The organism is Agromyces marinus, from assembly GCF_021442325.1.
Taxonomy (GTDB): Bacteria; Actinomycetota; Actinomycetes; order Actinomycetales; family Microbacteriaceae; genus Agromyces; species Agromyces marinus.
In genome coordinates, this window is the sequence record NZ_CP087879.1 from 1306163 (window position 1) to 1331323 (window position 25161).

General features: G+C 69.3%; 19 protein-coding genes and 3 rRNA genes. 20 read left to right on the forward strand and 2 right to left on the reverse strand.

Annotation, left to right across the window (positions count from 1 at the left end):
* Positions 1–35 precede the first annotated feature (35 nt).
* Positions 36–632, reverse strand: coding sequence for a hypothetical protein (locus tag DSM26151_RS06155; protein ID WP_234661531.1), 597 nt, complete (start codon positions 630–632; stop codon positions 36–38).
* A 47-nt stretch (positions 633–679) separates the two neighbouring features.
* Complete coding sequence (locus DSM26151_RS06160; protein ID WP_234661532.1) at positions 680–1405, reverse strand: DNA-binding protein; 726 nt, start codon at positions 1403–1405, stop codon at positions 680–682.
* Between the two features lie 128 nt (positions 1406–1533).
* Here DSM26151_RS06160 and tyrS point away from each other — a divergent pair, with 128 nt between their 5' ends.
* The 20 genes from tyrS to cmk all read left to right on the forward strand — a co-directional run bounded on the left by tyrS (position 1534) and on the right by cmk (position 25148).
* Positions 1534–2835 carry a tyrosine--tRNA ligase gene (gene tyrS / locus DSM26151_RS06165; RefSeq protein ID WP_234661533.1) on the forward strand — a complete coding sequence of 434 codons (1302 nt, stop codon included), beginning with the start codon at positions 1534–1536 and terminating at the stop codon, positions 2833–2835.
* Positions 2836–2842: 7 nt separating this feature from the next.
* Positions 2843–4216, forward strand: a complete 1374-nt coding sequence (locus DSM26151_RS06170; protein ID WP_234661534.1) for a CoA transferase — start codon at positions 2843–2845, stop codon at positions 4214–4216.
* Between the two features lie 434 nt (positions 4217–4650).
* Positions 4651–6177 (forward strand): 16S ribosomal RNA (locus tag DSM26151_RS06175).
* 450 nt (positions 6178–6627) lie between these two features.
* Positions 6628–9732 (forward strand): 23S ribosomal RNA (locus DSM26151_RS06180).
* A gap of 232 nt (positions 9733–9964) precedes the next feature.
* A 5S ribosomal RNA gene (gene rrf, locus DSM26151_RS06185) occupies positions 9965–10081 on the forward strand.
* Together the 16S, 23S and 5S rRNA genes form the textbook arrangement of a ribosomal RNA operon.
* Before the next feature lie 137 nt (positions 10082–10218).
* Positions 10219–11973: a primosomal protein gene (locus tag DSM26151_RS06190; protein ID WP_234661535.1), complete on the forward strand. Its 1755-nt coding sequence runs from the start codon at positions 10219–10221 to the stop codon at positions 11971–11973.
* Positions 11970–12998: an HAD-IIA family hydrolase gene (locus tag DSM26151_RS06195; RefSeq protein WP_234661536.1), complete on the forward strand. Its 1029-nt coding sequence runs from the start codon at positions 11970–11972 to the stop codon at positions 12996–12998. The genes DSM26151_RS06190 and DSM26151_RS06195 overlap by 4 nt, the downstream gene beginning before the upstream one ends.
* Positions 12999–13071: 73 nt before the next feature.
* The gene (locus DSM26151_RS06200) at positions 13072–13254 is read left to right on the forward strand and encodes a hypothetical protein (RefSeq protein ID WP_234661537.1); all 183 of its coding nucleotides are present in this window, start codon (positions 13072–13074) and stop codon (positions 13252–13254) included.
* A 4-nt stretch (positions 13255–13258) separates the two neighbouring features.
* The gene (locus tag DSM26151_RS06205) at positions 13259–14068 is read left to right on the forward strand and encodes a TlyA family RNA methyltransferase (protein ID WP_234661538.1); all 810 of its coding nucleotides are present in this window, start codon (positions 13259–13261) and stop codon (positions 14066–14068) included.
* Positions 14023–14979: an NAD kinase gene (locus DSM26151_RS06210; RefSeq protein WP_407651018.1), complete on the forward strand. Its 957-nt coding sequence runs from the start codon at positions 14023–14025 to the stop codon at positions 14977–14979. Before DSM26151_RS06205 ends, DSM26151_RS06210 begins: the two co-directional genes overlap by 46 nt.
* Positions 14972–16669: a DNA repair protein RecN gene (gene recN / locus DSM26151_RS06215; RefSeq protein WP_234661540.1), complete on the forward strand. Its 1698-nt coding sequence runs from the start codon at positions 14972–14974 to the stop codon at positions 16667–16669. The genes DSM26151_RS06210 and recN overlap by 8 nt, the downstream gene beginning before the upstream one ends.
* A 144-nt stretch (positions 16670–16813) precedes the next feature.
* Positions 16814–18475: a CTP synthase gene (locus tag DSM26151_RS06220; RefSeq protein WP_234661816.1), complete on the forward strand. Its 1662-nt coding sequence runs from the start codon at positions 16814–16816 to the stop codon at positions 18473–18475.
* 1 nt (position 18476) lies between these two features.
* A complete protein-coding gene (locus tag DSM26151_RS06225; protein WP_234661541.1) occupies positions 18477–19139 on the forward strand; it encodes an NUDIX domain-containing protein in 663 nt (220 codons plus the stop codon).
* Entirely contained in the window at positions 19136–20041 is a 906-nt protein-coding gene (locus DSM26151_RS06230) for a site-specific tyrosine recombinase XerD (protein WP_234661542.1), read from the forward strand. The genes DSM26151_RS06225 and DSM26151_RS06230 overlap by 4 nt, the downstream gene beginning before the upstream one ends.
* 44 nt (positions 20042–20085) lie before the next feature.
* Complete coding sequence (locus DSM26151_RS06235) at positions 20086–20973, forward strand: ParA family protein (RefSeq protein WP_234661543.1); 888 nt, start codon at positions 20086–20088, stop codon at positions 20971–20973.
* Complete coding sequence (locus DSM26151_RS06240) at positions 20957–21874, forward strand: segregation and condensation protein A (protein WP_407651019.1); 918 nt, start codon at positions 20957–20959, stop codon at positions 21872–21874. Before DSM26151_RS06235 ends, DSM26151_RS06240 begins: the two co-directional genes overlap by 17 nt.
* Positions 21864–22589, forward strand: coding sequence for an SMC-Scp complex subunit ScpB (scpB, locus tag DSM26151_RS06245; RefSeq protein ID WP_234661544.1), 726 nt, complete (start codon positions 21864–21866; stop codon positions 22587–22589). The genes DSM26151_RS06240 and scpB overlap by 11 nt, the downstream gene beginning before the upstream one ends.
* Positions 22576–23373: a pseudouridine synthase gene (locus DSM26151_RS06250; protein WP_234661545.1), complete on the forward strand. Its 798-nt coding sequence runs from the start codon at positions 22576–22578 to the stop codon at positions 23371–23373. Before scpB ends, DSM26151_RS06250 begins: the two co-directional genes overlap by 14 nt.
* On the forward strand, positions 23374–24456 hold the full coding sequence (locus tag DSM26151_RS06255; protein WP_234661546.1) for a prephenate dehydrogenase: 1083 nt from the start codon (positions 23374–23376) through the stop codon (positions 24454–24456). It abuts the gene before it with no gap.
* A complete protein-coding gene (gene cmk, locus DSM26151_RS06260) occupies positions 24453–25148 on the forward strand; it encodes a (d)CMP kinase (RefSeq protein ID WP_407651020.1) in 696 nt (231 codons plus the stop codon). The genes DSM26151_RS06255 and cmk overlap by 4 nt, the downstream gene beginning before the upstream one ends.
* Positions 25149–25161 lie beyond the last annotated feature (13 nt).

Sequence of the window (25161 nt, forward strand, 5' to 3'; positions counted from 1 at the left end):
CGGGGCATCCGCTCGACCCCGGCCTGCCGATTCGCTCAGCGCACCGCGAGGTGCACGGCGAGCGCTGCCGCGCACGCCCAGACCAGGCTCGCGAACGTGCCGATGATGAAGCGCTCGCGCGCCTCGGGCGCCTCGAGTTCGGTGAACCGGCCGACGCCCTTGACCGCGACCACGATCGCGAGCCCCTCGGGGAAGCCCGCGAGGATCGTTCCCGCCGCCGCGAGCCGTTCGAGGATGCCGATCGTGAGCCCGCCGCGCAGCACCTCGCGTCGCGCGGGGGCGACGCCCGGCACCGGGGGTGCGTCGGAGCGGACGTCGACCATGATTCCGCCGTGGATGCCGGCGGGCGTGCTCGTGCCCATCGCGAGCCGGAGCGCGGTCGCCGCGGCCGGGCTGCCGCCGAGGACGGCGGTGACCATCGCGAGCAGTCCCGCGAGCGGGGCCGCGACCGGTGGGACGTGCTCGGGGACGGTCGATGCGGCGACGATCGCCAGGCCGAGCGCGCCCGCGGCCGACCAGAGCAGGACGGGACGGGGCCTCAGGTACGCCATGACGGACAGGACGGCCGCGGCGGCGAGGGCGCCGAGGATCACGGACCATCCGATGGCGGACATCGCTGCGACGACGTTCACGGGCTCCTCCGCTGCAGCCGGGGTTCGGGTCGGCGGCGGGGTCGAGCCTACCGAGCACCACCGTCGTCGGGCTCCGCCGGGTGCCCCGTGTCGGATCCCGCCGATCCGCCGGCATCGAAGCGGGAGCCGAGGTCCGCGACGAGGCGCACGAGCGTCGGGTGCGCGTCGGCCTCCGCGGCCCAGAGCGCGGTCTTCAGGCGCTGGCTCACCGCGGCGTCGGAGATGCCCAGGCGGGCCGCGGCATCCTTCTGGCTTCCGCCGTCGCGCACGAGGTCGACGGCCTCCCACCCCTGGGGGGTGCGCCGGGCCCGGATCAGCAGCAGCAGGCGCACGAGCGCCTCGACCTCGGCGGGTTCGAGCGACGGGGATCGGGCCGGGGCCGGGGTGGATGCCGCGTCCGGCGGCGGGTTCACCGGGCCGGTCGCCTCGCCCGCGCGCAGCGCGAACCTCGCGTCGGCGCGCTTGGCCGCCTCCACGGCGTCGCGCGCGGCGAAGAACGCGGTGCCGCTGGCGAGTCGCACCGCGTCGGGGAGCGGCTCGCGGACCTCGCCGACGCCGAGACCGATGCTCCAGTGGCCGTCGCGCGCGAGGTCGAGTACCACGTCGATCGCGCACTCGGCGTCGGCGGTGAGCAGCTGCAGTTCGTCGCCGGCGGTCTGGTCGACGGGCAGTCGGAGGCGGTCGCCGAACCGGCGCTGCAGGCGGTCGCGCGTGGATGCGGATCGGTCGACGTCGGTCCGGCTGTCGACCTGGTCGGCGGTGATGACGTACACGGCACACGCTCCTCACTGAAGGGTTCAACCTTCGATCGACATGATCAAGTCTAGAGACTTCAATCAAGTGATTCAAGGATGCCGCGCGGAACCCGGATCCGCCGATCGCCGCTGCTAGCCTTGCAGGCGTGTCCGACCCCGCCATCCTCGCAACCCAGCAGAACGACCCCTCGTTCGACGACGTCTGGGAGGAGCTCCGCTGGCGCGGGCTCGTCCACGTGTCGACCGACGAGGCGTCCCTGAAGGAACTGCTCGCGGGCGAGCCGATCACGTACTACTGCGGGTTCGACCCGACCGCGCCGAGCCTGCACCTCGGCAATCTCGTGCAGATCCTCACGCTCCGCCGCATCCAGCTGGCCGGTCACCGGCCGCTCGGGCTCGTCGGCGGCTCGACGGGCCTCATCGGCGACCCCCGCCCGACCGCGGAGCGCACCCTGAACACGAAGGAGACGGTCGCCGACTGGGTCGGCCGCCTCGAGACGCAGGTCAGGCGCTTCCTCTCCGCCGAGGGCGAGAACGCCGTCCGCATGGTCAACAACCTCGATTGGACCGCCGGTCTCTCGGCGATCGACTTCCTGCGCGACGTCGGCAAGCACTACCGCGTCGGCACGATGCTGAAGAAGGATGCCGTCGCGTCGCGCCTGAACTCCGACGCCGGTATCAGCTACACCGAGTTCAGCTACCAGATCCTGCAGGGCTTCGACTACCTCGAGCTCTTCCGTCACTACGACTGCGTGCTGCAGACCGGCGGCAGCGACCAGTGGGGCAACCTCACGAGCGGCACCGACCTGATCCACCGCGTCGAGGGCCGGCACGTGCACGCGATCGGCACGCCGCTGATCACGAACTCCGACGGCACGAAGTTCGGCAAGAGCGAGGGCAACGCCATCTGGCTCGATGCCGACATGTGCAGCCCCTACCGCTTCTACCAGTTCTGGCTCAACACCGACGACGCCGACGTGATCGCTCGCCTCAAGGTGTTCACGTTCCTCGGCCGCGAGCGCATCGAGGAACTCGCGGCCAGGGTCGCCGACGAGCCGTTCCGGCGCGAGGCGCAGAAGGTCCTCGCGCACGAGGTCACGACGCTCGTGCACGGTCCGGATGCCACGGCCGCCGTCATCGCGGCATCCGAGGCGCTCTTCGGCCGCGGCGAACTCGAGGGCCTCGACCACGCGACGCTCGAAGCGGCATTGCGCGAGCTTCCCCACACCGAGACCACGGCGGATGCCACGGTCGTGCAACTGCTGGTCGACACCGGACTCGTCTCGAGCCTGAGCGATGCCAGGAGGGCGATCGCGCAGGGCGGGGTGTCGATCGACAACGCCCGCGTCGACGACGATGCCGCGACGATCGGCGATCGCACGGCGGGCGGCGGCATGGCGGTCCTGCGCCGCGGCAAGAAGACGCTCGCGGGCGTGTTCGTCCGATAGGGCGACGATGACGCGCGAGTCGGCGGCCGACGGGCTGCTCGCGCGCGTCTGGGCCGAACTCGGACGCGACACCGCGGAGCTCGGCGCGCTCGGGTCCCTTCCCGCAGCCCCGCTGCCGGCGCGGCTGGACGTGTCGGGTCTCGCCGTGGCATCCGTCGCCGCCGCGAGCCTCGCGGCCTGGGCGCGCACCGCGGCCGCCGACTCGATCCGCCTCGACGGCGACCGCGTCGCCGCGGCGTTCCAGAGCGAGCGCGTGGCGCGCCTGGACGGCGTCGCGCCCGACGTGTGGTCGCCGCTCTCGGGGTTCCGGCGCGCCCGCGACGGCTGGGTGCGCACGCACGGCAACTACCCGCATCACGCTGCGGCGCTGCGCCGCGTGCTCGGGCTCGGCAGCGCCGAGGCCCGGCCGGAGGTCGTCGATGCGGCCGTCGCGGGTCGGGATGCCGACGAGCTCGCCGAGGCCGTGACGGCGGCCGGTGGCATGTGCGTGGTCGTCGCCGAGGAGGACCCCGCCGCGGATGCGCACCTGCGGGAGCATCCGCTGGTCGACCTGACCCGATCGACGGATGCCGCGCCACGGCCGGGTCCTGCGCGCGGCGCGCCGGATCGGCCGCTCGAGGGGGTGCGCGTGCTCGACCTCACCCGGGTGATCGCCGGCCCGGTGGCGACCCGCACCCTCGCACTGCTCGGTGCCGAGGTGCTGCGGATCGATCCGCCCGAGCCGGCCGAGCTCGGCTGGCAGCACCTCGAGGGCGGCCCGGGCAAGCGCAGCGCCCTGCTCGACCTCGGGCGAGAAGCGGATGCCGCCCGGCTGCGGGCCCTGCTCGAGGGAGCCGACGTCGTCGTGCTCGGGTACCGGCCGGCGGCGCTCGGCCGGCTCGGCCTGGACCCGGACGACCTCACCGCCCGGTACCAGGGACTCGTGGTCGCGCAGCTGTCGGCGTGGGGCACCGAGGGTGCCGCACGGGAGCGGGGCGGCTTCGACAGCCTCGTGCAGGCGCAGTCGGGGATCGCGCTGGTCGAAGGAGGACCCGATGCGCCGGGAGCGCTGCCGGCGCAGGCGCTCGACCACGCGACCGGGTACCTGCTCGCGGCCTCGGTGACGACCGCACTCGAGCATCGTGCCGTCCGCGGCGGCTCCTGGATCGCGCGGATGTCGCTGCGGAGGACGGCCGCCGAACTGCTCGGCATGCCACGCGGGCTCGCGACGGCGCGCCGGGGACTCGACGATGCGCGGCGCAGCGCGCTCGCGATGACGCTCGTCGGAGAGGCCGGCAGTCAGCGCCTCGCCGTGCCCGCGATCGCGTCTCCCATGGGGCCGGTGCGGTGGCGAGCACCCGCCCGTCCCTGGGGCGCGGACCGGGCCGAATGGGCGTCGTGATCGGCGACACGCCCGGGATGCGGCCGCGAGTTGCGGCAGCCCCCTGAACTCCGTAGAGTATTCATTCGTTGCCCCAAAGGAGCAGAGGACGCGAGCAGCTCCTCCTCCTCAAGCGGCACGATCCCGAACCCCCGATCAGATCTGATCCGAGGGTTCGAAGCTTCCGGAGCGGTCCCACGGGATCACCGGCGGAAAGACGAACATCGCTTCGGATGATCGACTCGCGACGAGCGGGTCGAGGTCCGGGTGCGTCCGTTCCTTGAGAACTCAACAGCGTGCACTATGTTCAATGCCAATTTTTGAATCCCGTGTTTCCTCTTTCGGGAGGGGATGGGTTTCCTTTGATTGATGGACAATTTGATTTTTGTAAGTCAGTTGTTTCTCTGTCAGTGATTTGAACTCCCTGACGCCTTTCGGGGTGTTGGGAACCATTTTTTTTGGAGAGTTTGATCCTGGCTCAGGACGAACGCTGGCGGCGTGCTTAACACATGCAAGTCGAACGATGAGGCCCAGCTTGCTGGGTGGATTAGTGGCGAACGGGTGAGTAACACGTGAGTAACCTGCCCCTGACTCTGGGATAAGCGTTGGAAACGACGTCTAATACCGGATATGACCTTTCCCCGCATGGGGTTTGGTGGAAAGTTTTTCGGTTGGGGATGGACTCGCGGCCTATCAGCTTGTTGGTGAGGTAATGGCTCACCAAGGCGTCGACGGGTAGCCGGCCTGAGAGGGTGACCGGCCACACTGGGACTGAGACACGGCCCAGACTCCTACGGGAGGCAGCAGTGGGGAATATTGCACAATGGGCGCAAGCCTGATGCAGCAACGCCGCGTGCGGGATGACGGCCTTCGGGTTGTAAACCGCTTTTGTCAGGGAAGAAGGGCCTTCGGGCTTGACGGTACCTGGAGAAAAAGGACCGGCTAACTACGTGCCAGCAGCCGCGGTAATACGTAGGGTCCGAGCGTTGTCCGGAATTATTGGGCGTAAAGAGCTCGTAGGCGGTTTGTCGCGTCTGCTGTGAAATCCCGAGGCTCAACCTCGGGCCTGCAGTGGGTACGGGCAAACTTGAGTGGTGTAGGGGAGACTGGAATTCCTGGTGTAGCGGTGGAATGCGCAGATATCAGGAGGAACACCGATGGCGAAGGCAGGTCTCTGGGCACTTACTGACGCTGAGGAGCGAAAGCGTGGGGAGCGAACAGGATTAGATACCCTGGTAGTCCACGCCGTAAACGTTGGGCGCTAGATGTGGGGACCTTTCCACGGTTTCCGTGTCGTAGCTAACGCATTAAGCGCCCCGCCTGGGGAGTACGGCCGCAAGGCTAAAACTCAAAGGAATTGACGGGGGCCCGCACAAGCGGCGGAGCATGCGGATTAATTCGATGCAACGCGAAGAACCTTACCAAGGCTTGACATGACCGAGAACGCCGCAGAAATGTGGAACTCTTTGGACACTCGGTTACAGGTGGTGCATGGTTGTCGTCAGCTCGTGTCGTGAGATGTTGGGTTAAGTCCCGCAACGAGCGCAACCCTCGTCGCATGTTGCCAGCACGTTATGGTGGGGACTCATGTGAGACTGCCGGGGTCAACTCGGAGGAAGGTGGGGATGACGTCAAATCATCATGCCCCTTATGTCTTGGGCTTCACGCATGCTACAATGGCCGGTACAAAGGGCTGCGATGTCGTAAGGCGGAGCGAATCCCAAAAAGCCGGTCTCAGTTCGGATTGAGGTCTGCAACTCGACCTCATGAAGTCGGAGTCGCTAGTAATCGCAGATCAGCAACGCTGCGGTGAATACGTTCCCGGGCCTTGTACACACCGCCCGTCAAGTCATGAAAGTCGGTAACACCCGAAGCCGGTGGCCTAACCCTTGTGGAGGGAGCCGTCGAAGGTGGGATCGGTGATTAGGACTAAGTCGTAACAAGGTAGCCGTACCGGAAGGTGCGGCTGGATCACCTCCTTTCTAAGGAGCACTGGACCAGGTTTCTGGTTCCAGGAGTCCCAGATCAGACCGAACGTGTCTGCTGGGTGCTCGTGGGTGGAACATTGACATAGGCGTCCAGGCTGATGGTTCTGGTTCAGTACGCCGCTCTTCGGGGTGGTTGGAACGACCGGGGTTGTCGGGTTGGGTGCGTGCACGCTGTTGGGTCCTGAGGGACCGGACATGGCCTTGGGTGTCTTCGGGTGCCCTGTGGTCGGGGATGGTTTCCCTGTTCAGGCCTTCATCGAAGCCGGCGGTTGCTGGTGGGGGTGGGGGTTCTGTCCGTCTGTTGAGAACTACATAGTGGACGCGAGCATCTTAGATTCAATGTCCTTCGGGATGTTGGGTCACAAAGGTGAGTCGTCAGGTGGCTGCCTTTCGGGGTGGCTGTTTGGCGTATTCACTGGTCAATTTTGATCGAACTCATGTGATTTTCAAGTTTCTAAGAGCAAACGGTGGATGCCTTGGCATCTGGAGCCGAAGAAGGACGTCGTAATCTGCGATAAGCCTCGGGGAGTTGATAAACGAGCCGTGATCCGAGGATTTCCGAATGGGGAAACCCCGCCAGGCCCTTCGGGTGACCTGGTGACTCCCGCCTGAATGTATAGGGCGGGTAGAGGGAACGTGGGGAAGTGAAACATCTCAGTACCCACAGGAAGAGAAAACAACCGTGATTCCGTGAGTAGTGGCGAGCGAAAGCGGATGAGGCTAAACCGGTCATGTGTGATACCCGGCAGGGGTTGCATGGTCGGGGTTGTGGGACCTTTCGGGTCGATCTGCCGGTCGACCACGGTGACGCGTCGGGTATAGGCGAACCGGTTTGAATGCCGGACCAGAGTGGGTGTGAGTCCCGTAGCTGAAATGCCCGGCCGGCCGGAGAGGGATCCCAAGTAGCACGGGGCCCGAGAAATCCCGTGTGAATCTGTCAGGACCACCTGATAAGCCTAAATACTCCCAGATGACCGATAGCGGACAAGTACCGTGAGGGAAAGGTGAAAAGTACCCCGGGAGGGGAGTGAAAGAGTACCTGAAACCGTTTGCTTACAAACCGTCGGAGCCTCCTTTGTTGGGGTGACGGCGTGCCTTTTGAAGAATGAGCCTGCGAGTTAGTGATCTGTGGCGAGGTTAACCCGTGTGGGGTAGCCGTAGCGAAAGCGAGTCTGAATAGGGCGTTTGAGTCGCAGGTTCTAGACCCGAAGCGAAGTGATCTATCCATGGCCAGGTTGAAGCGACGGTAAGACGTCGTGGAGGACCGAACCCACTTAGGTTGAAAACTGAGGGGATGAGCTGTGGATAGGGGTGAAAGGCCAATCAAACTTCGTGATAGCTGGTTCTCTCCGAAATGCATTTAGGTGCAGCGTTGCGTGTTTCTTGCCGGAGGTAGAGCTACTGGATGGCCGATGGGCCTCAACAGGTTACTGACGTCAGCCAAACTCCGAATGCCGGTAAGTGAGAGCGCAGCAGTGAGACGGTGGGGGATAAGCTTCATCGTCGAGAGGGAAACAACCCAGACCACCGACTAAGGTCCCTAAGCGCGTGCTAAGTGGGAAAGGATGTGGAGTTGCACAGACAACCAGGAGGTTGGCTTAGAAGCAGCCACCCTTGAAAGAGTGCGTAATAGCTCACTGGTCAAGTGATTCCGCGCCGACAATGTAACGGGGCTCAAGCACGCCACCGAAGTCGTGGCATTACCGCATATCGATAGGCCTTCGTGGTCCAGTCGTGGTGATGGGTAGGAGAGCGTCGTGTGCCGAGTGAAGCGGCGGTGGAAACCAGCCGTGGACGGCACACGAGTGAGAATGCAGGCATGAGTAGCGAAAGACGGGTGAGAAACCCGTCCTCCGGAAGACCAAGGGTTCCAGGGTCAAGCTAATCTGCCCTGGGTAAGTCGGGACCTAAGGCGAGGCCGACAGGCGTAGTCGATGGACAACGGGTTGATATTCCCGTACCGGCGAAGAACCGCCCACACGAGACCAGGAGTGCTAAGCATCCCAAGACACGTGGACCCCTTCGGGGGCGATCGTGTGGCGGCATGCGACCCCGTCTGGTGGAGTGAGCGTGATAACAGGTGTGACGCAGGAAGGTAGCCCAGCCCGGGCGATGGTTGTCCCGGGGCAAGCGTGTAGGCCGACTCCTAGGCAAATCCGGGAGTCACACAAGGCTGAGACGTGATGCGGATGAAAAGTGGGTGATCCTATGCTGCCGAGAAAAGCATCGACGCGAGGTTCCAGCCGCCCGTACCCCAAACCGACTCAGGTGGTCAGGTAGAGAATACCGAGGAGATCGAGAGAATCGTGGTTAAGGAACTCGGCAAAATGCCCCCGTAACTTCGGGAGAAGGGGGGCCGGATACGTGAACCCACTTGCTGGGGGAAGCGTTGAAGGCCGCAGAGACCAGTGGGAAGCGACTGTTTACTAAAAACACAGGTCCGTGCCAAGTCGCAAGACGATGTATACGGACTGACGCCTGCCCGGTGCTGGAAGGTTAAGCGGAACGGTTAGCACTTCGGTGCGAAGCTGAGAAGTTAAGCCCCAGTAAACGGCGGTGGTAACTATAACCATCCTAAGGTAGCGAAATTCCTTGTCGGGTAAGTTCCGACCTGCACGAATGGCGTAACGACTTCCCAGCTGTCTCAACCGCGAACTCGGCGAAATTGCATTACGAGTAAAGATGCTCGTTACGCGCAGAAGGACGGAAAGACCCCGTGACCTTTACTACAGCTTGGTATTGGTGTTCGGTGTGGCTTGTGTAGGATAGGTGGGAGACTGTGAAGCGGGCACGCCAGTGTTCGTGGAGTCATTGTTGAAATACCACTCTGGTCACTCTGGATATCTAACTTCGAACCGTGATCCGGTTCAGGGACAGTGCCTGGTGGGTAGTTTAACTGGGGCGGTTGCCTCCCAAAGAGTAACGGAGGCGCCCAAAGGTTCCCTCAACCTGGTTGGCAATCAGGTGGCGAGTGTAAGTGCACAAGGGAGCTTGACTGTGAGACTGACAGGTCGAGCAGGGACGAAAGTCGGGACTAGTGATCCGGCAGTGGCTTGTGGAAGCGCTGTCGCTCAACGGATAAAAGGTACCTCGGGGATAACAGGCTGATCTTGCCCAAGAGTCCATATCGACGGCATGGTTTGGCACCTCGATGTCGGCTCGTCGCATCCTGGGGCTGGAGTAGGTCCCAAGGGTTGGGCTGTTCGCCCATTAAAGCGGTACGCGAGCTGGGTTTAGAACGTCGTGAGACAGTTCGGTCCCTATCCTCTGCGCGCGCAGGAAATTTGAGAGGATCTGACCCTAGTACGAGAGGACCGGGTTGGACGAACCTCTGGTGTGCCAGTTGTTCCGCCAGGAGCACCGCTGGTTAGCTACGTTCGGGATGGATAACCGCTGAAAGCATCTAAGCGGGAAGCCGGCCTCGAGATGAGATTTCCATCCCCTTCGGGGGGAGAGGCTCCCAGCCAGACGACTGGGTTGATAGGCCAGATGTGGAAGCACCGCAAGGTGTGCAGCTGACTGGTACTAATATGCCGATAACTTGATAATCACTACACACACCACGTTTCAAGGCGGTGGTGTGTGGCCAAGGTGACTCGCGTCCACTCTGTGGTTCCCTTCAGACGGAAACACACACATAACAACACAGCGACACCCCCACCCCACCAACCGCCCTCACGGGACGGCCGGCGGGACACCCGGGGGACCGAGACCACCAACACCCCACCCACCCCGCACACAGCCGGGGGTGACGGGTCGGGGAGCATGTTGGTTCTAGAGTTTCGGCGGCCATAGCGCGAGGGAAACGCCCGGACACATTCCGAACCCGGAAGCTAAGACTCGCAGCGCCGATGGTACTGCAGGGGCGACCCTGTGGGAGAGTAGGACACCGCCGGACACACATTGCAGAGTGGCCACCCACCGCGTTCAATTGCGAACGCCGGAGGGTGGCCATTCTTCGTTGACGCGGTCGCTCGACTGCACCGCGAGTACGGTTGAGTCCACAGGGCTCCCAGACAGGACGACAGGTACACCGTGAGCGACTCCACGCACGAACCGGGCGAGCGCCGGAACGAACAGGGCGGTGACCGTCGAGACGCACGTCGCGGCGATCGTCCAGGGCACACGGAGGGCACCGGTCGCGGTGGCGACCGCAAGTCCGGAGGTGATCGTCGCGACGGCGGGCGGCCGTCCGGGCAGCGTGGCTCTGGTGAGCGTCGTGACGGAGACCGGTCCACCGGGCAGCGTCGCGACGGGAACCGGGAGTCCGGGCCGCGTCGTGACGGCGATCGGTCGGCCGGGCAGGCGCGCGCGGGCGGTCGGTCGTACGGGCAGCGTTCGGACGAACGCCAGCCGTACGGCCAGCGCCGCGACGGGGGGCGCGGGGAGCGTCGCGAGGGGGATCGTCGGGACGGCGACCGCTCGTACGGGCGCGATCGCGGCTTCGACCGACAGCAGGGCCGCCCCTCGAGCGACCGCGGGCAGCAGGGCGACCGTCCCTACGGCGACCGCAGGCATGGCGACCGGCGCCAGGACGATCGCAGGCAGGGCGAGCGTCCCTATCGCGAGCGCACCTCCGGCGACCGTCCGGGCGGGGAGCGCCCGTATCGGCCACGGAGGGACGACGAGCGCGGGTACGGTGCGCGCGACGACCGCCGGGGTCACGGCGGGCGCCACACCGACGGGCCCGCGGGCCCGCGCGAGCCGCGCCAGGGCGGCGGTCGCGTCGCAGGACGGCCCGCGCAGCGCGGGTTCGACCGTGGACGAGACCGGGACCGGGCACCGCACGAGCGCGCGCCCCGCGAGGCCGGGCACGGGGCCGCCGAACTCGCGCTCCGCCCGCGCCACGACGACCCGGTCGTCGCCGACCGGATCCAGCCACGAGACCTCGACCGCGCGGCGAGATCCGAGCTGAAGACGCTCTCGAAGGAGAACGCGGATTGGGTCGCACGTCACCTCGTCGCGGCAGCCGAGGCCCTCGAGGACGACCCGGCACTCGCGCACCGGCACGCGCTGTCGGCGTCGCGCCGCGCAGGTCGCGTCGCCGTCGTGCGCGAGACGCTCGCGATCACCGCGTACGCGACGGGTGACTTCGCCCTCGCCCTGCGCGAACTGCGCACGTACCGGCGCCTGTCCGGCAACGACGACCAGATCGCCCTCATGGTCGACAGCGAGCGCGGCGTCGGCAGGTCCGACCGGGCGCTCGAACTCGGACGTTCGGTGGACCGGTCCGCGGTGCCCGTGCAGGTCCAGGTCGCGCTCGCGATCGCGATGTCGGGTGCACGACTCGACCTCGGTCAGCCCGAACTCGCGCTGACCGAACTCGAGATCGCGCAGCTCGACCCCGACCGCGCGTTCTCCTACAGCCCGGCGCTGTTCGCCGCGTATGCGGAGGTGCTCGAGGAACTCGGACGCGCGGACGACGCGGCGCGGTGGCGGTCGCTCACCGAGCGCGCCGAGGCCGCGCTGGAAGGCGCCCGTCCGGACTTCATCGAGGTGTTCTCGCTCGAGGACGACGAGGAGCCCGTCGCGGTCGACGCGCCGGCCGCGCCCCCGACCGGGTCCTCCGAGCCGGGCGCCGAGCCTGATGGCGAACCGACCGGAGCCGAGCCGACCGAGGACGAGCCGACCGAGGATGCGCCGTCGGAGGATTCCGCCGGCGCACCGGCCGATTCCGTCGACGCGGTCGAGGAATCCGACCCGGCCGATGCCATCGAGCCCGAGGTCGCGGAGATCCTCGCCGAGACCGCCCACCTCGACGGCGACCAGGCCGGCGCCGAGCCGGCATGAGTCCGTTGTTCGCGTCGCGCCGGAACGGCGCGACGCCGCTCGACGGGGTCGACGCCGTGTTCGCCGACCTCGACGGCGTGGTCTATGCGGGACCGCACGCGATCCCGCACGCCGTCGAGAGCCTGAACCGGGTCGCCGGATCGGTACCGGTCGCGTACCTCACGAACAACGCCTCGCGCAGCGACGAGCAGGTCGCCGCCCACCTCACCGCCCTCGGGCTGAAGCCGGTCGCACGCGACGTCGTGACCTCGCCGCAGGCGGCGATGCGGCTGCTCGCGGCATCCGCTCGGCCGGGGGCGCTCGTGCTCGTCGTCGGCGGCGACGGCATCGTCACCGAACTCGAACGCCGCGGATACCGGGTGACCCGGTCGGCCGACGACGCGCCGGACGCGGTCGTGCAGGGATTCCATCCGGACGTCGGATGGCGGGAACTGGCCGAGGCCGCGTTCGCGCTCAACGCGCACGGCGGGCCGGGCGAGCCCGGCGGCATCCCGTGGATCGCGACGAACATGGACTGGACCATCCCCGTCGAACGCGGCGTCGCGCCCGGCAACGGCACGCTGGTCTCCGCGGTGCACACGGCCGCGGGTCGCTTCCCGGAGGTGGCGGGCAAGCCCGAGGCGCCGATCTTCGAGGAGGCGCGCGAGCGATTCGGCGCCGCGAACCCGCTCATGGTCGGCGACCGGCTCGACACCGACATCCGCGGGGCGAATCGCGCCGGGATCTCGTCGCTGCTGGTGCTGACCGGGATCGATCGCGCCAAGCAGGCGCTGGCAGCGGATGCCGCGAGCCGGCCGGACTTCATCGTGACCGACCTCCGCGGGCTGCACGAGCCGTACCCCGAGGTCGAACGGCGCCGCGGCGCCGTTCGCGTCGGGCGTGCCGAGGTCCGGGTCGACGGCCGTCGCGTCGTCGTGGAACGCGAGGGCGAGGGGATCGACCTGCTCCGTGCCGCGTGCGTCGCGATCTGGGAGTGCGGCACCGCGATCCACGCCCTCGACGTGCCCGAGCGGCTGTACCGCTGAGCGATTCGCGGCGCCGCGCGGTGCGCACCGCGTGTCGCCGCCCGTGTCGGCGGCACCGGGTAGCGTTGAGGGCGTGAGCACAGGAGACCTCGACGTCGACGAGCCGATGGAGCACGATCTCGCGGCGTCGGCCGCCGACGCGCTCGAGTCGATCGATGCGGCGCCGCTCGAGGAGCGTGCCGCGAGGTTCGATGCGCTGGCGGAGCGGCTGCGACGCGAACTCGAGCGCTCCGACCCCGCGCGTGCCGCGGGCTGAGCCCGTGGCGCAGCAGCGACTCGATGCGGCGCTGGCCGCACGCGGACTCGCGCGATCGCGCACGCACGCGGCCGCGCTCATCGCCGACGGTGCCGTCCGCGTCGACGGGCGGCCCGTCGTCAAGCCGTCGCACAAGGTCGACGACGCCGACGTGATCGAGGTCGCGGCCGCAGATCACTACGTCAGCCGGGCGGCGCACAAGCTCATCGCGGCACTCGACGCATTCGAGGTCGATCCGGTGGATCGCGTCGTCCTCGACGCGGGGGCGTCGACCGGTGGCTTCACGCAGGTGCTGCTCGAGCGCGGCGCCCGGCGGGTGCTCGCGATCGACGTGGGCCACGGGCAGCTCGCCCCCGAGCTGCACGGGCTCCCGGGGCTGGTGCTCGTCGAGGGGTGCAACGTCCGCCACCTCGACGCCCCGTCCCTGGCCGAACTGACCGGAGTCGACGAACGGCCGGGCCTGGTCACCGCCGACCTCTCGTTCATCTCGCTGACGACCGTGCTGCCGGCGCTCCGGGCGGCGGCCGACCCCGCCGCCGAGTTCGTGCTCCTCGTCAAGCCGCAGTTCGAGGTCGGGCGCAGCGGAACGCGGGAGGGCGTCGTGCGCGACCCCGCGGCGCGTGGTGACGCCGTCATGCAGGTGCTGTGGTCCGCCCACGACCTCGGACTCCGGACGGCTGGGGTGCTGTCCTCCCCAATCGCCGGCACGCACGGCAACCGCGAGGTCCTGGTGCTGCTGAGCCCGTCGCGCGGCGGCGATCCGTCAGAATGGTCGGGTCGGGTCCGAGAAGCGACGGGAGGCATCACGGCGTGAGCGAAGCGCGGTACTTCCTCGTGGTCTCCCACACCGGTCGGGCGTCGGCGCTCGAGGCGACCGCCGATGTGTGCGGGCAGCTCGTGGCGGCCGGAGCCGTTCCGGTCGTCGCCGATGAGCAGTGGCGCGACGTGATGACGGCGCTGCCCGAACTCGACGGACTCGTCGAGCGGTTCGAGCGAGTCGAGGCGTCGGCGATCGAACTGGTCATCGTGCTCGGCGGCGACGGCACGATCCTGCGCGCGGCCGAGCTCACGCGCGACGCCCCGGTGCCGCTGCTCGGCGTGAACCTCGGCCATGTCGGCTTCCTCGCGGAGAGCGAGCGCGACGACCTCGGGTACACGGTCGGGCGCGCCCTCGCACGTGACTACACCGTCGAGGAGCGCATGACGCTCTCGGTGCGTGCGAAGGTCGGCGACGAGGTCGTCTACGAGGGGTGGGCGCTCAACGAGGCCAGCGTCGAGAAGGCCGAACGCGAGCGCATGATCGAGGTCCTCATCGAGGTCGATCGGCGCCCGCTCTCGTCGTTCGGGTGCGACGGCGTGGTCATGTCCACGCCGACCGGATCGACCGCGTACTCGTTCTCGGCGGGCGGGCCCGTCGTCTGGCCGGCGGTCGAGGCGCTCCTGCTCGTCCCGCTGAGCGCGCACGCGCTCTTCGCCCGGCCGCTCGTCGTGGGGCCGGACTCGTCACTCGCGGTCGAAGTGCTGCAGCGGACCGAGACGACCGCGGTGCTCTGGTGCGACGGAAGGCGGATGTTCGAGCTGCCCCCGGGCGCTCGCGTCATCGTCCGCCGATCCGACGTGCCGGTGCGGCTCGCCCGACTGCACCAGGCGCCGTTCACCGATCGGCTCGTGAACAAGTTCCAGCTGCCCGTGACGGGATGGAAGGGGCCGGTCGCCGGTGATTGAGGAACTCGGAATCCGCGACCTCGGGGTGATCGCCGAGGCCACGCTGCCGCTCGGCCCGGGGTTCACCGCCGTCACGGGTGAGACCGGTGCGGGCAAGACGATGGTCGTGACCGCGCTCGGCCTGCTGCTCGGCGCCCGGGCGGATGCCGGGACGGTGCGCTCGGGGGCCAAGCAGGCGTGGGTCGAGGGGCGGTGGCTGCTGGCCGACGCCGAGCCGGTCGCCGAGCGGGTGGCCGACGCCGGCGGCGAGATCGACGCGGGCGAACTGCTGCTCGGCCGATCGGTCTCCTCGGAGGGGCGCAGTCGCGCGATCGTCGGCGGGCGGAGCGCGCCCGTGGGCGTGCTCGCCGAACTCGCCGATCACCTCGTCGTCGTCCACGGCCAGGCCGACCAGCAGCGGCTGCGTTCGGCGACCGCGCAGCGCGACGCGCTCGACCGGTTCGCGGGCGCCGATCTCGCGGCGGTGCTCGCCGACTATCGTGCGGCGTTCCGCGCCTGGCGTGCCGACGCCGACGAACTGCGCACCCTGCGCGAGCACCACGACGAGCGGCTGCGCGAGGCGGAGGAGCTGCGCACCGCGCTCGACGAGCTCGAGGAGGCCGATCCGCAGCCGGGCGAGGATGCCGCGCTGCAGGAGCGCGCCGACCGCCTGACGAACCTCGAGGAGTTGCGCCTCGCGGCAGCGCAGGCGCGCGAACTCGTGTCGGCCGAGGTCGCCGGCGAGGACACACCCGACGCGATCACGCTCGTCGAGGCCGCGCGCCGGCATGTCGAACGCGTCGTCGCGCACGACGCGGGCCTCGCGCCGATCGCCGAGTCGATCGCGAACGCCGGGTTCGCGCTCGCCGACGCCGCGACCGAACTCTCCGGGTACCTCGCCGGTCTCGACGCCGACGGCGCCGCGGAACTCGAGACGGTGCAGCAACGCCGTGCCGTGCTCGCCGGCCTCGCGCGGCGCCACGGCTCACTCGAGGGCGCCGTCGCGTTCCGCACCGACGGCGGGCTCCGCCTGGTCGAACTCGACGGCGACGACGACCGCATCGCCGAACTGGAAGCGCGCGTCGCCGTGCACGAAGCCCGGGTCGACGAACTCGCCACGCGCGTCACCGGGCTCCGCACCGACGCCGCAGCACGGCTCGCATCGGCGGTCACGGCCGAACTGGGCGCCCTCGCGATGCCCGACGCCGAACTCAGCGTCGTCGTCGAACCGGTCGCCGAGGCATCCGCTCACGGGCGCGACCAGGTCGCGATCCTGCTTCGGCCCCATCAGGGCGCCGAACCGCGCTCGGTCTCGAAGGGCGCCTCCGGCGGAGAGCTCTCGCGGGTCATGCTCGCGATCGAGGTCGTGATCGCGGGCACCGACCCCGTTCCGACGTTCGTGTTTGACGAGGTCGACGCGGGGGTCGGCGGCGCGGCCGCGATCGAGATCGGACGGCGGCTCGCGCGGCTGGCGGAACGCTCCCAGGTGATCGTCGTCACCCACCTCGCGCAGGTCGCCGCGTTCGCGGGCAACCACCTCAGCGTCGTCAAGGGCACCGACGGGCGGGTGACGGCCTCGAGCGTGCGACAGCTCGACGGCGTCGAACGCGAGGCCGAGATGGCGCGACTGCTCTCGGGGCTCGCCGATTCCGAGTCCGGGCTCGCACACGCGCGCGAACTGCTCGAGATCGCCGAACGGGATGCCGCGTGAGGCCCGTCTGGGGCCGGGTGAGGCCGACACGCGGCATTCGGCTCCGTCCCAGCCTCGAGTCGGATAGGCTATAAGCCCGTGGTGGATGATCGCGGAGCAGACCTTTCGAACACTCGACGCACGGATGCGGACGTCACCGATCGTGTGACCAAGCACATCTTCGTGACCGGCGGTGTCGTTTCCTCGCTGGGCAAGGGGCTGACGGCTGCGAGCCTCGGCAACCTGCTCACGGCCCGGGGCCTCCGGGTGGTGATGCAGAAGCTCGACCCGTACCTGAACGTCGACCCGGGGACGATGAACCCGTTCCAGCACGGCGAGGTGTTCGTCACCGACGACGGCGCCGAGACCGACCTCGACATCGGGCACTACGAGCGCTTCCTCGACATCGACCTGTCGCAGGCCGCCAACGTCACGACCGGCCAGATCTACTCGACCGTCATCGCCAAAGAGCGCCGCGGTGAGTACCTCGGCGACACCGTGCAGGTCATCCCGCACATCACCGACGAGATCAAGCGCCGCATGCGCCTCCAGGCCTCCGAGACGCCCAAGCCCGACGTGATCATCACCGAGATCGGCGGCACGGTCGGCGACATCGAGTCGCAGCCGTTCATCGAGTCGGCACGTCAGGTGCGCCACGAACTCGGCCGGGGGAACGTCTTCTTCGTCCACGTCTCCCTCGTGCCCTTCATGGGCGCATCCGGCGAGCAGAAGACCAAGCCCACCCAGCACTCCGTCGCGGCGCTGCGCTCGATCGGCATCCAGCCCGACGCGCTCGTGCTGCGCAGCGACCGTCCCGTCACCGAGTCGAACAAGCGCAAGATCGCGCTCATGTGCGACGTCGATGAAGCGGCCGTCGTGAACGCCGTCGACGTGCCCTCGATCTACGACATCCCGACGATGCTGCACGACCAGGGCCTCGACACCTACCTCATCGACGCCCTCGGACTCGACGCGAAGGCCGACGACGTCGACTGGTCGGCCTGGTCCGACCTGCTCCGCGTCGTGCACGACCCGGCGCACGAGCTCACGATCGGCCTCGTCGGCAAGTACATCGACCTGCCCGACGCCTACCTCTCGGTGACCGAGGCGCTGCGCGCCGGCGGCTTCGCCAACGACTCGCGCGTGAAGATCGAGTGGATCCCCTCCGACGAGTGCCGCACCCCCGAGGGCGCGAAGGAGAAGCTCTCCCACCTCGACGGCATCTGCGTACCCGGCGGGTTCGGGGTGCGCGGCATCGAGGGCAAGCTCGGCGCCCTGCACTTCGCCCGCGAGAACGGCATCCCGACGCTCGGGCTGTGCCTCGGCCTGCAGTGCATGGTCATCGAGTACTCCCGCAACGTCGCCGGCATGCCCGGCGCGTCCTCGAGCGAGTTCGACGAGGACACCGAGTTCCCGGTCATCGCGACCATGGAGGAACAGGTCGAGATCATCGCTGGCGGCGACCTGGGCGGCACCATGCGCCTCGGGCTGTACCCGGCGGCCCTCTCGGAGGGCTCCATCGTCGCCGAGCTCTACGACGCCGAACTCATCAGCGAACGCCACCGGCACCGCTACGAGGTCAACAACGCCTACCGCGACCGCATCGCCGACGCCGGCCTGGTGTTCTCGGGCCTGTCGCCGGACCGCTCGCTCGTCGAGTTCGTCGAACTGCCCCGCGACGTGCATCCGTTCTACGTCGCCACGCAGGCCCACCCGGAGCTGCGCAGCCGCCCGAACGACGCGCACCCGCTGTTCCGCGGGCTCGTCGCCGCCGCACTCGAACGGCACCAGTCCAGCCTGCTGTTCGACGACGTCGAGGAAGCCTGAGATGACCGCGCCCGTCGGCGGGTCGGCCGAGCCGCCCGCCGACGAGTACGTCGACCTCCCGGTCCGCGAGCGTGAGCGCGTGTTCGAAGGGCGCGTCTGGGACGTGCGCCGCGACGAGTTCGAGTACGGTCCGCGCGGGGCGTCGATCGTCCGCGAGTACGTCGACCACCCCGGAGCGGTCGCGGTCCTCGCGCTCGACGAGGACGACCGGGTGCTCCTGATCCGGCAGTACCGGCACCCCGTTCGCGCCCGCGAGTGGGAGATCCCGGCGGGCCTGCTCGACGTCGACGGCGAACCGCCCGTCGAGGCCGCGCGGCGCGAGCTCGCCGAGGAGGCCGACCTCGTGGCATCCGACTGGGCGGTGCTCGCGGACTACTTCACGACGCCCGGCGGCAGCGACGAGGCGATCCGCATCTACCTCGCCCGCGGACTCGCGGCGGCGCCCGACGTCCACGACCGGGAAGACGAGGAGGCCGACATGCTCGTGCGCTGGGTCCCGCTCGACGAGTGCGTCGACGCGGTCCTGGCACGCCGCGTCGGCAACCCGTCGCTCGCGGTCGGCGTCCTCGCCGCCGCAGCGTCCCGCGCGCGGGGCTGGGCGAGCCTCGCGGCCGCGGACACGCCGTGGCCGGCCCACCCAGGCCTGCGACCGGCCGGCGGATGACCTCGCGCGGGGTCGAGGAGTACCTGCGGCACCTGACCGTGGAGCGCGGGCTTGCGCGCAACACCCTCGCCTCGTACCGGCGCGACCTCGCGATCTACCTCGACTGGCTGGAGGCCGCGGGGCTCGGCGAGCCCGAGCGGGTCGGCCCCCAGGACCTGGCCGCGTTCGTGCACTTCCTCGGCGCCGAGCGGATGCCGCCGCTGGCGGTCTCCTCGATCGCGCGCGTGCTCTCCGCGGTGCGCGGCCTGCACCGCTTCCTCGCCGAGGAGGGTCGCACGGCCGCCGACCCGTCGCGCGACCTGCGCCCGCCGAAGCTGCCCGTGCGGCTGCCCAAGGCGATCCCGGTCGAACAGGTCACCGCGATCATCGACGCGGCCCGGATCGGCGATGAGGTCATCGCGCTCCGCGACGTCGCGCTGCTCGAGCTGCTGTACGCGACGGGTGCGCGCGTCTCCGAGGCGACCGCGCTCAACGTCGACGACCTCGTCGACCGGGACGTGGTGCGGCTCTTCGGCAAGGGCGGAACCCAGCGCATCGTGCCCGTCGGTTCCTACGCCCAGGACGCCCTCGGCGCGTACCTCGTGCGATCGCGCCCCGTGCTCTCGGCCCGGGGGAGCGCGACGCCCGCCCTGTTCCTCGGCGTCCGCGGCCGTCGGATGTCGCGACAGGCCGTGTGGCAGGTGCTGCAGGATGCCGCGTCGCGTGCCGAGGTCGCGGCATCCGTCTCACCGCACACCATGCGGCACTCGTTCGCGACGCACCTGCTCGCCGGCGGGGCGGACGTCCGGGTCGTCCAGGAACTGCTCGGGCACGCGTCGGTCGCGACGACCCAGATCTACACGCTGGTCACGGCCGATACACTCCGCGAGATGTACACGGTCGCGCACCCGCGTGCTCGCTAGAATCGACCGAACGCATCCGGAACCGACGGGGAGAGAGCCGAACCGTGACCTACGAACACGACCCGGTGGACGGCACCGCCACGCTGGAGTCGTCGGACCTGGGTCCCACCGGCCGCCCGCTGCGGGAGTTCGACGAACCCGCGCCGCTGCGCGAGCACGGTCCGGCGCGCATCATCGCCCTCTGCAACCAGAAGGGCGGCGTCGGCAAGACCACGACGACGATCAACCTCGGTGCCGCGCTCGCCGAGTACGGTCGCCGCGTGCTCGCCGTCGACTTCGACCCGCAGGGCGCGCTGTCGGCGGGCCTCGGCGTCGAGACCCACGACGTGCCGACGATCTACGACCTGCTGCTCTCGCGCAGCGTCGCGCCGGCCGATGCGATCCAGCGCACCGCGATCGACGGTCTCGACGTCATCCCGGCGAACATCGACCTGTCGGCTGCCGAGGTGCACCTGGTGACCGAGGTCGCGCGCGAGCAGATCCTCGCGGGCGTGCTGCGCAAGCTCGCGCCCGAGTACGACGTGATCCTCATCGACTGCCAGCCGTCGCTCGGCCTGCTCACGGTCAACGCGCTCACGGCGGCGCACGGCGTGGTCATCCCGCTCGAGTGCGAGTACTTCGCGCTCCGCGGCGTCGCGCTGCTCATCGAGACGATCGACAAGGTGCGCGACCGCCTCAACCCGGCGATCACGCTCGACGGGATCCTCGCGACCATGTACGACGCGCGCACCCTGCATTCGCGCGAGGTGCTCGAACGCGTCGTCGACGCCTTCGGCGACCGCGTGCTCGAGACCGTGATCACGCGGACCGTGAAATTCCCGGACGCGACGGTCGCGGCGACCCCGATCACCGAGTTCGCACCCGAGCACGCGGCGGCGCGCGCCTACCGACAGCTCGCCAGGGAACTGGTCGACCGTGGCGCGGTCGCCTGAGCCGACGGCGGCGGCACCGACCCCCGAGGCGCCTGCGGCGGCCGAGCCCGCCGCCCCCGAGTCCGCCGCGGTCGCGGCCGATGTGGCCGCGGCCGATGCCGACGTGCCCGGCGCCGATCCCGAGTTCCGGGTCGCGCTGTCGAACTTCGAGGGCCCGTTCGACCTGCTGCTCTCGCTGATCGCCAAGCACGAGCTCGACATCACGGAGGTGTCGCTCTCCGCGGTGACCGACGAGTTCATCGCCCACCTGCGCGGCGTCGAGACCGAGGCCGACCTCGATCGGGCCAGCGAGTTCCTGGTGGTCGCGGCGACGCTGCTCGACCTGAAGGTCGCGGGGCTGCTGCCGCAGGGCGAGCTCGTCGACGCCGAGGACGTCGCGCTGCTCGAGGCGCGCGACCTGCTGTTCGCCCGGCTCCTGCAGTACCGGGCGTTCAAGGAGGCCGCGGCGTGGTTCGGCGCGCGGATCGAGGTCGAATCGCTCAGGCATGCGCGCACGGTCAGGCTCGAGGAGCGCTTCCGGCAGCGGGCGCCGGAACTGCGGTGGACGGTGGATGCCGCGGACTTCGCCGCGCTCGCGACGCTCGCGTTCACGCCGCGCGAGATCCCGACCGTGGGACTGGATCACCTGCACGCGCCGCTCGTGTCGATCCGGGAGCAGGCGGCGCACGTCGTCGCGGTGCTCCGGCGCGGCGACCCGGTGACGTTCCGCCGGTTGATCGCGGGCGTCGATCGACCGGGTATCGTCGTGGCGCGGTTCCTCGCGGTCCTCGAGCTGTACCGGCACGCGGCGATCGGCTTCGACCAGGTCGAGCCGCTCGGCGAGTTGACGCTGCACTGGGCGGCGAGCGAGGACTGGTCCGATGACCGACTGGAGAGCCTGGGGGCCGATTATGACGAGTGAGGGTCTCGAGGGGGCCGAGGGTCTCGAGGGCGTCGACGGTCTCGACCGGCCGCGACCGGCGGATGCCGCGGAGGAGGTCTCGGTCGCGACGCCCCTGGACGTTCCGGGGCAGCCCCGGCTCGATCTCGACCGCGCGATCGAGGCTCTGCTGTTCATCGCCGACGAGCCGCAGAGCCTCGTGCACCTCGCGGCCGCGGTCGCGCGTCCCATCGCCGAGGTGCGCGCGGCCATCGCGCGACTGAAGGGCGACTACGACGGCGGGGCGGCCTCGGGCGAGCCGCGGACCGACGCGGGGGAGCGGGCGGATGCCGGTGGCATCCGTCGCGCCTTCGAACTGCGCGAGGTCGGCGGCGGCTGGCGTTTCTACGCGCGTGCCGAGTACGACGCGCTCATCACGAGCGCCGTCCTCGCCCAGACCTCGACCCGGCTCAGCCAGGCGGCCCTCGAGACGCTCGCGGTCATCGCCTACAAGCAGCCGATCTCCCGGTCGGGGGTTGCCTCGATCCGCGCGGTCAACGTGGACTCGGTCGTGCGCACCCTGCTCGGCAGGGGCCTGGTCACCGAGGTCGACACCGACGAGGAGACCGGCGCGATCCTGTACGGCACGACTGACCTGCTGCTCACCAACCTCGGCATCTCCTCGCTCGACGAGCTGCCGCCGATCTCGCCGCTGCTGGACGGCGGCCAGGAGGGATTCGATCGTGACCTCGTCTGACCTGCCCCAGGGCACGCGCCTGCAGAAGGCGCTCGCGGCGGCGGGCGTCGCCAGTCGCCGCGTCGCGGAAGACCTCATCGTCGCCGGCCGTGTCGAGGTGAACGGCGTGGTCGTGACCGAGCTCGGCCGGCGCATCGACCCCCTCGCCGACCTCGTCTCGGTCGACGGCACCGCGGTGCAGCTCGACCAGGAGAAGCGCTACTACATGCTCAACAAGCCGCGCGGCGTGGTCTCGACGATGCGCGACGAGCAGGGCCGGCCAGACCTGCGGCGCTTCACCGACCCGCTCGACGTGCGCGTCTTCAACGTCGGGCGCCTCGACGGCGACACGACCGGCCTGCTCGTGCTCACCAACGACGGCGACCTCGCGCACGTGCTCTCGCACCCGTCGTTCGGCGTCGAGAAGACCTACATCGCGAAGGTGGGCGGGCGGATGACTCCGCAGACCCTGCAGCAGCTCAAGCGCGGGGTCGACCTCGAGGACGGCCCGATCCGCGCGGACCGCGCGAAGATCCTGCAGGCCGCGGGCGACCAGCGGCACACCATGGTCGAGGTCACGCTGCACTCGGGTCGCAACCGGATCGTGCGACGTATGCTCGACGCGGTGGGGCATCCGGTCGTCGAACTCGTCCGGCGCCAGTTCGGCCCGCTCCACCTCGGCACGCTCCGTTCGGGCGAGCTGCGCGAACTCGAGCGTGACGAGGTCGGCAAGCTCCTCACGATCGTGCGCGACGCCGAGGCCCGTCGGAGCACCGACGCGGACGGGAAGAAGGGGAACGCCTAGATGGTCGAGTCACGACTCGTCGGTCCGGTGCGCGTCGTCGGCACGGGCCTGCTCGGCACGAGCGTGGCGTTGGGCCTGCGCACCCGCGGCATCGACGTGATCCTCGCCGATGCCTCGCCCACGCACGTCGCGATCGCGATCGACCTCGGCGCAGGTCGCGCCGAAGCCGACGGCGACGCGCCCCAGCTCGTGGTCGTCGCCGTCCCGCCGGATGTCACGGCGCGGGTCGTGGCATCCGAACTGGCGGCCTTCCCCGAGGCGATCGTGACTGATGTCGCGAGCGTGAAGGGCGGCATCCTCGCCGACCTCGTCGCCGCGGGCGCCGACGTGTCGCGGTACATCGGGTCGCACCCCCTCGCGGGCCGCGAGCGCGGCGGACCGCTCGCCGCGCGCGCCGACCTGTTCGCGGGCCGGCCGTGGGTCGTCGCGGCGCACGACGAGATCAGCTACCGGCGGGCGAGCGCGATCGACGACCTCATCCTCGACCTCGGCGCGACCCTCGTCGAGATGACCCCCGACGCGCACGATCGCGGGGTCGCGCTCATCTCGCACGTGCCGCAGGTCGTCTCGAGCATCATGGCGCGGCGATTCATCGACGCGCCGAACGATGCGCTGGGCCTCGCCGGGCAGGGCGTGCGCGACGTCACTCGCGTCGCCGCGAGCGACCCGGACCTGTGGGTGCAGATCCTCGGCGCGAACGCGGCGCCCGTGCGCGACATCCTGCTGGCCTACCGCGACGACCTCGACCGCTTCATCGACGCGCTCGCCGACCCGGCCGCGCCCGGAGCCCGACGCCGCGTCGCCGAGGAACTCACGGGCGGGAACACGGGCGTCGAGCGGCTCCCGGGCAAGCACGGCACCGACAAGCGCTTCACCACGATCGTCGTCATGGTCGACGACCGGCCGGGCCAGCTGGCCCGGCTGCTCGCCGAGATCGGCGAGATCGGCGTCAACCTCGAAGACCTCCGCCTCGAGCACTCCCCGGGCCGCCAGGTCGGCCTCGCCGAAGTGCAGGTCGTGCCCGAGGCGGCCGACCGACTGACCACCGAGCTGGCCGCACGCGGCTGGCGGATCGCAGGATGAACATGCACCACGACCCCGTCCACCCCTTCGTCGTCGCCGTCGACGGTCCCGCAGGCAGCGGGAAGTCCAGCGTGTCCAAGGCGGTCGCCCGCAGTCTCGGCTGGGGATTCCTCGACACGGGCGCGGCCTACCGGGCGCTCGCCTGGCACACGGTCGCCTCGGGCGTCGACGCCGAGGACGCGGCATCCGTCATCGCCTGCCTCGACTCGTTCGACTACCGGATCGGGACCGACCCGACGGGGTACGCCGTCCACGTCGGGGCGACCGACGTGACCCGGGCGATCCGGGAACCGGGCATCTCGGGGGTCGTCAGCCTCGTCGCGCGCGTCCCGGAGGTGCGCACCGACCTCATCGAGCGGTTCCGGGCGATCATGGCGGCCGAGCGCCGCGGCGGCATCGTCGTCGAGGGCCGGGACATCACGACCGTCGTCGCGCCCGACGCCCCCTCGCGCATCCTCCTCACCGCGTCGGAGGAGGTGCGGATGGCGCGGCGCTCGGCGGAACTCGTCGGGCACTCGGCCGCCGCGACCGGCGCGCAGCTGCGCGCACGCGACGCCGCCGACTCGAAGGTCGTCGACTTCATGAACGCCGCCGACGGCGTCGTCACGGTCGACTCGACCGACCTCGACTTCGACCAGACCGTCGAGGCCGTGCTCGCGGTCATCCGCGACGCTCAGGTTCGAACTGGTTGAATAGACCGGTTGT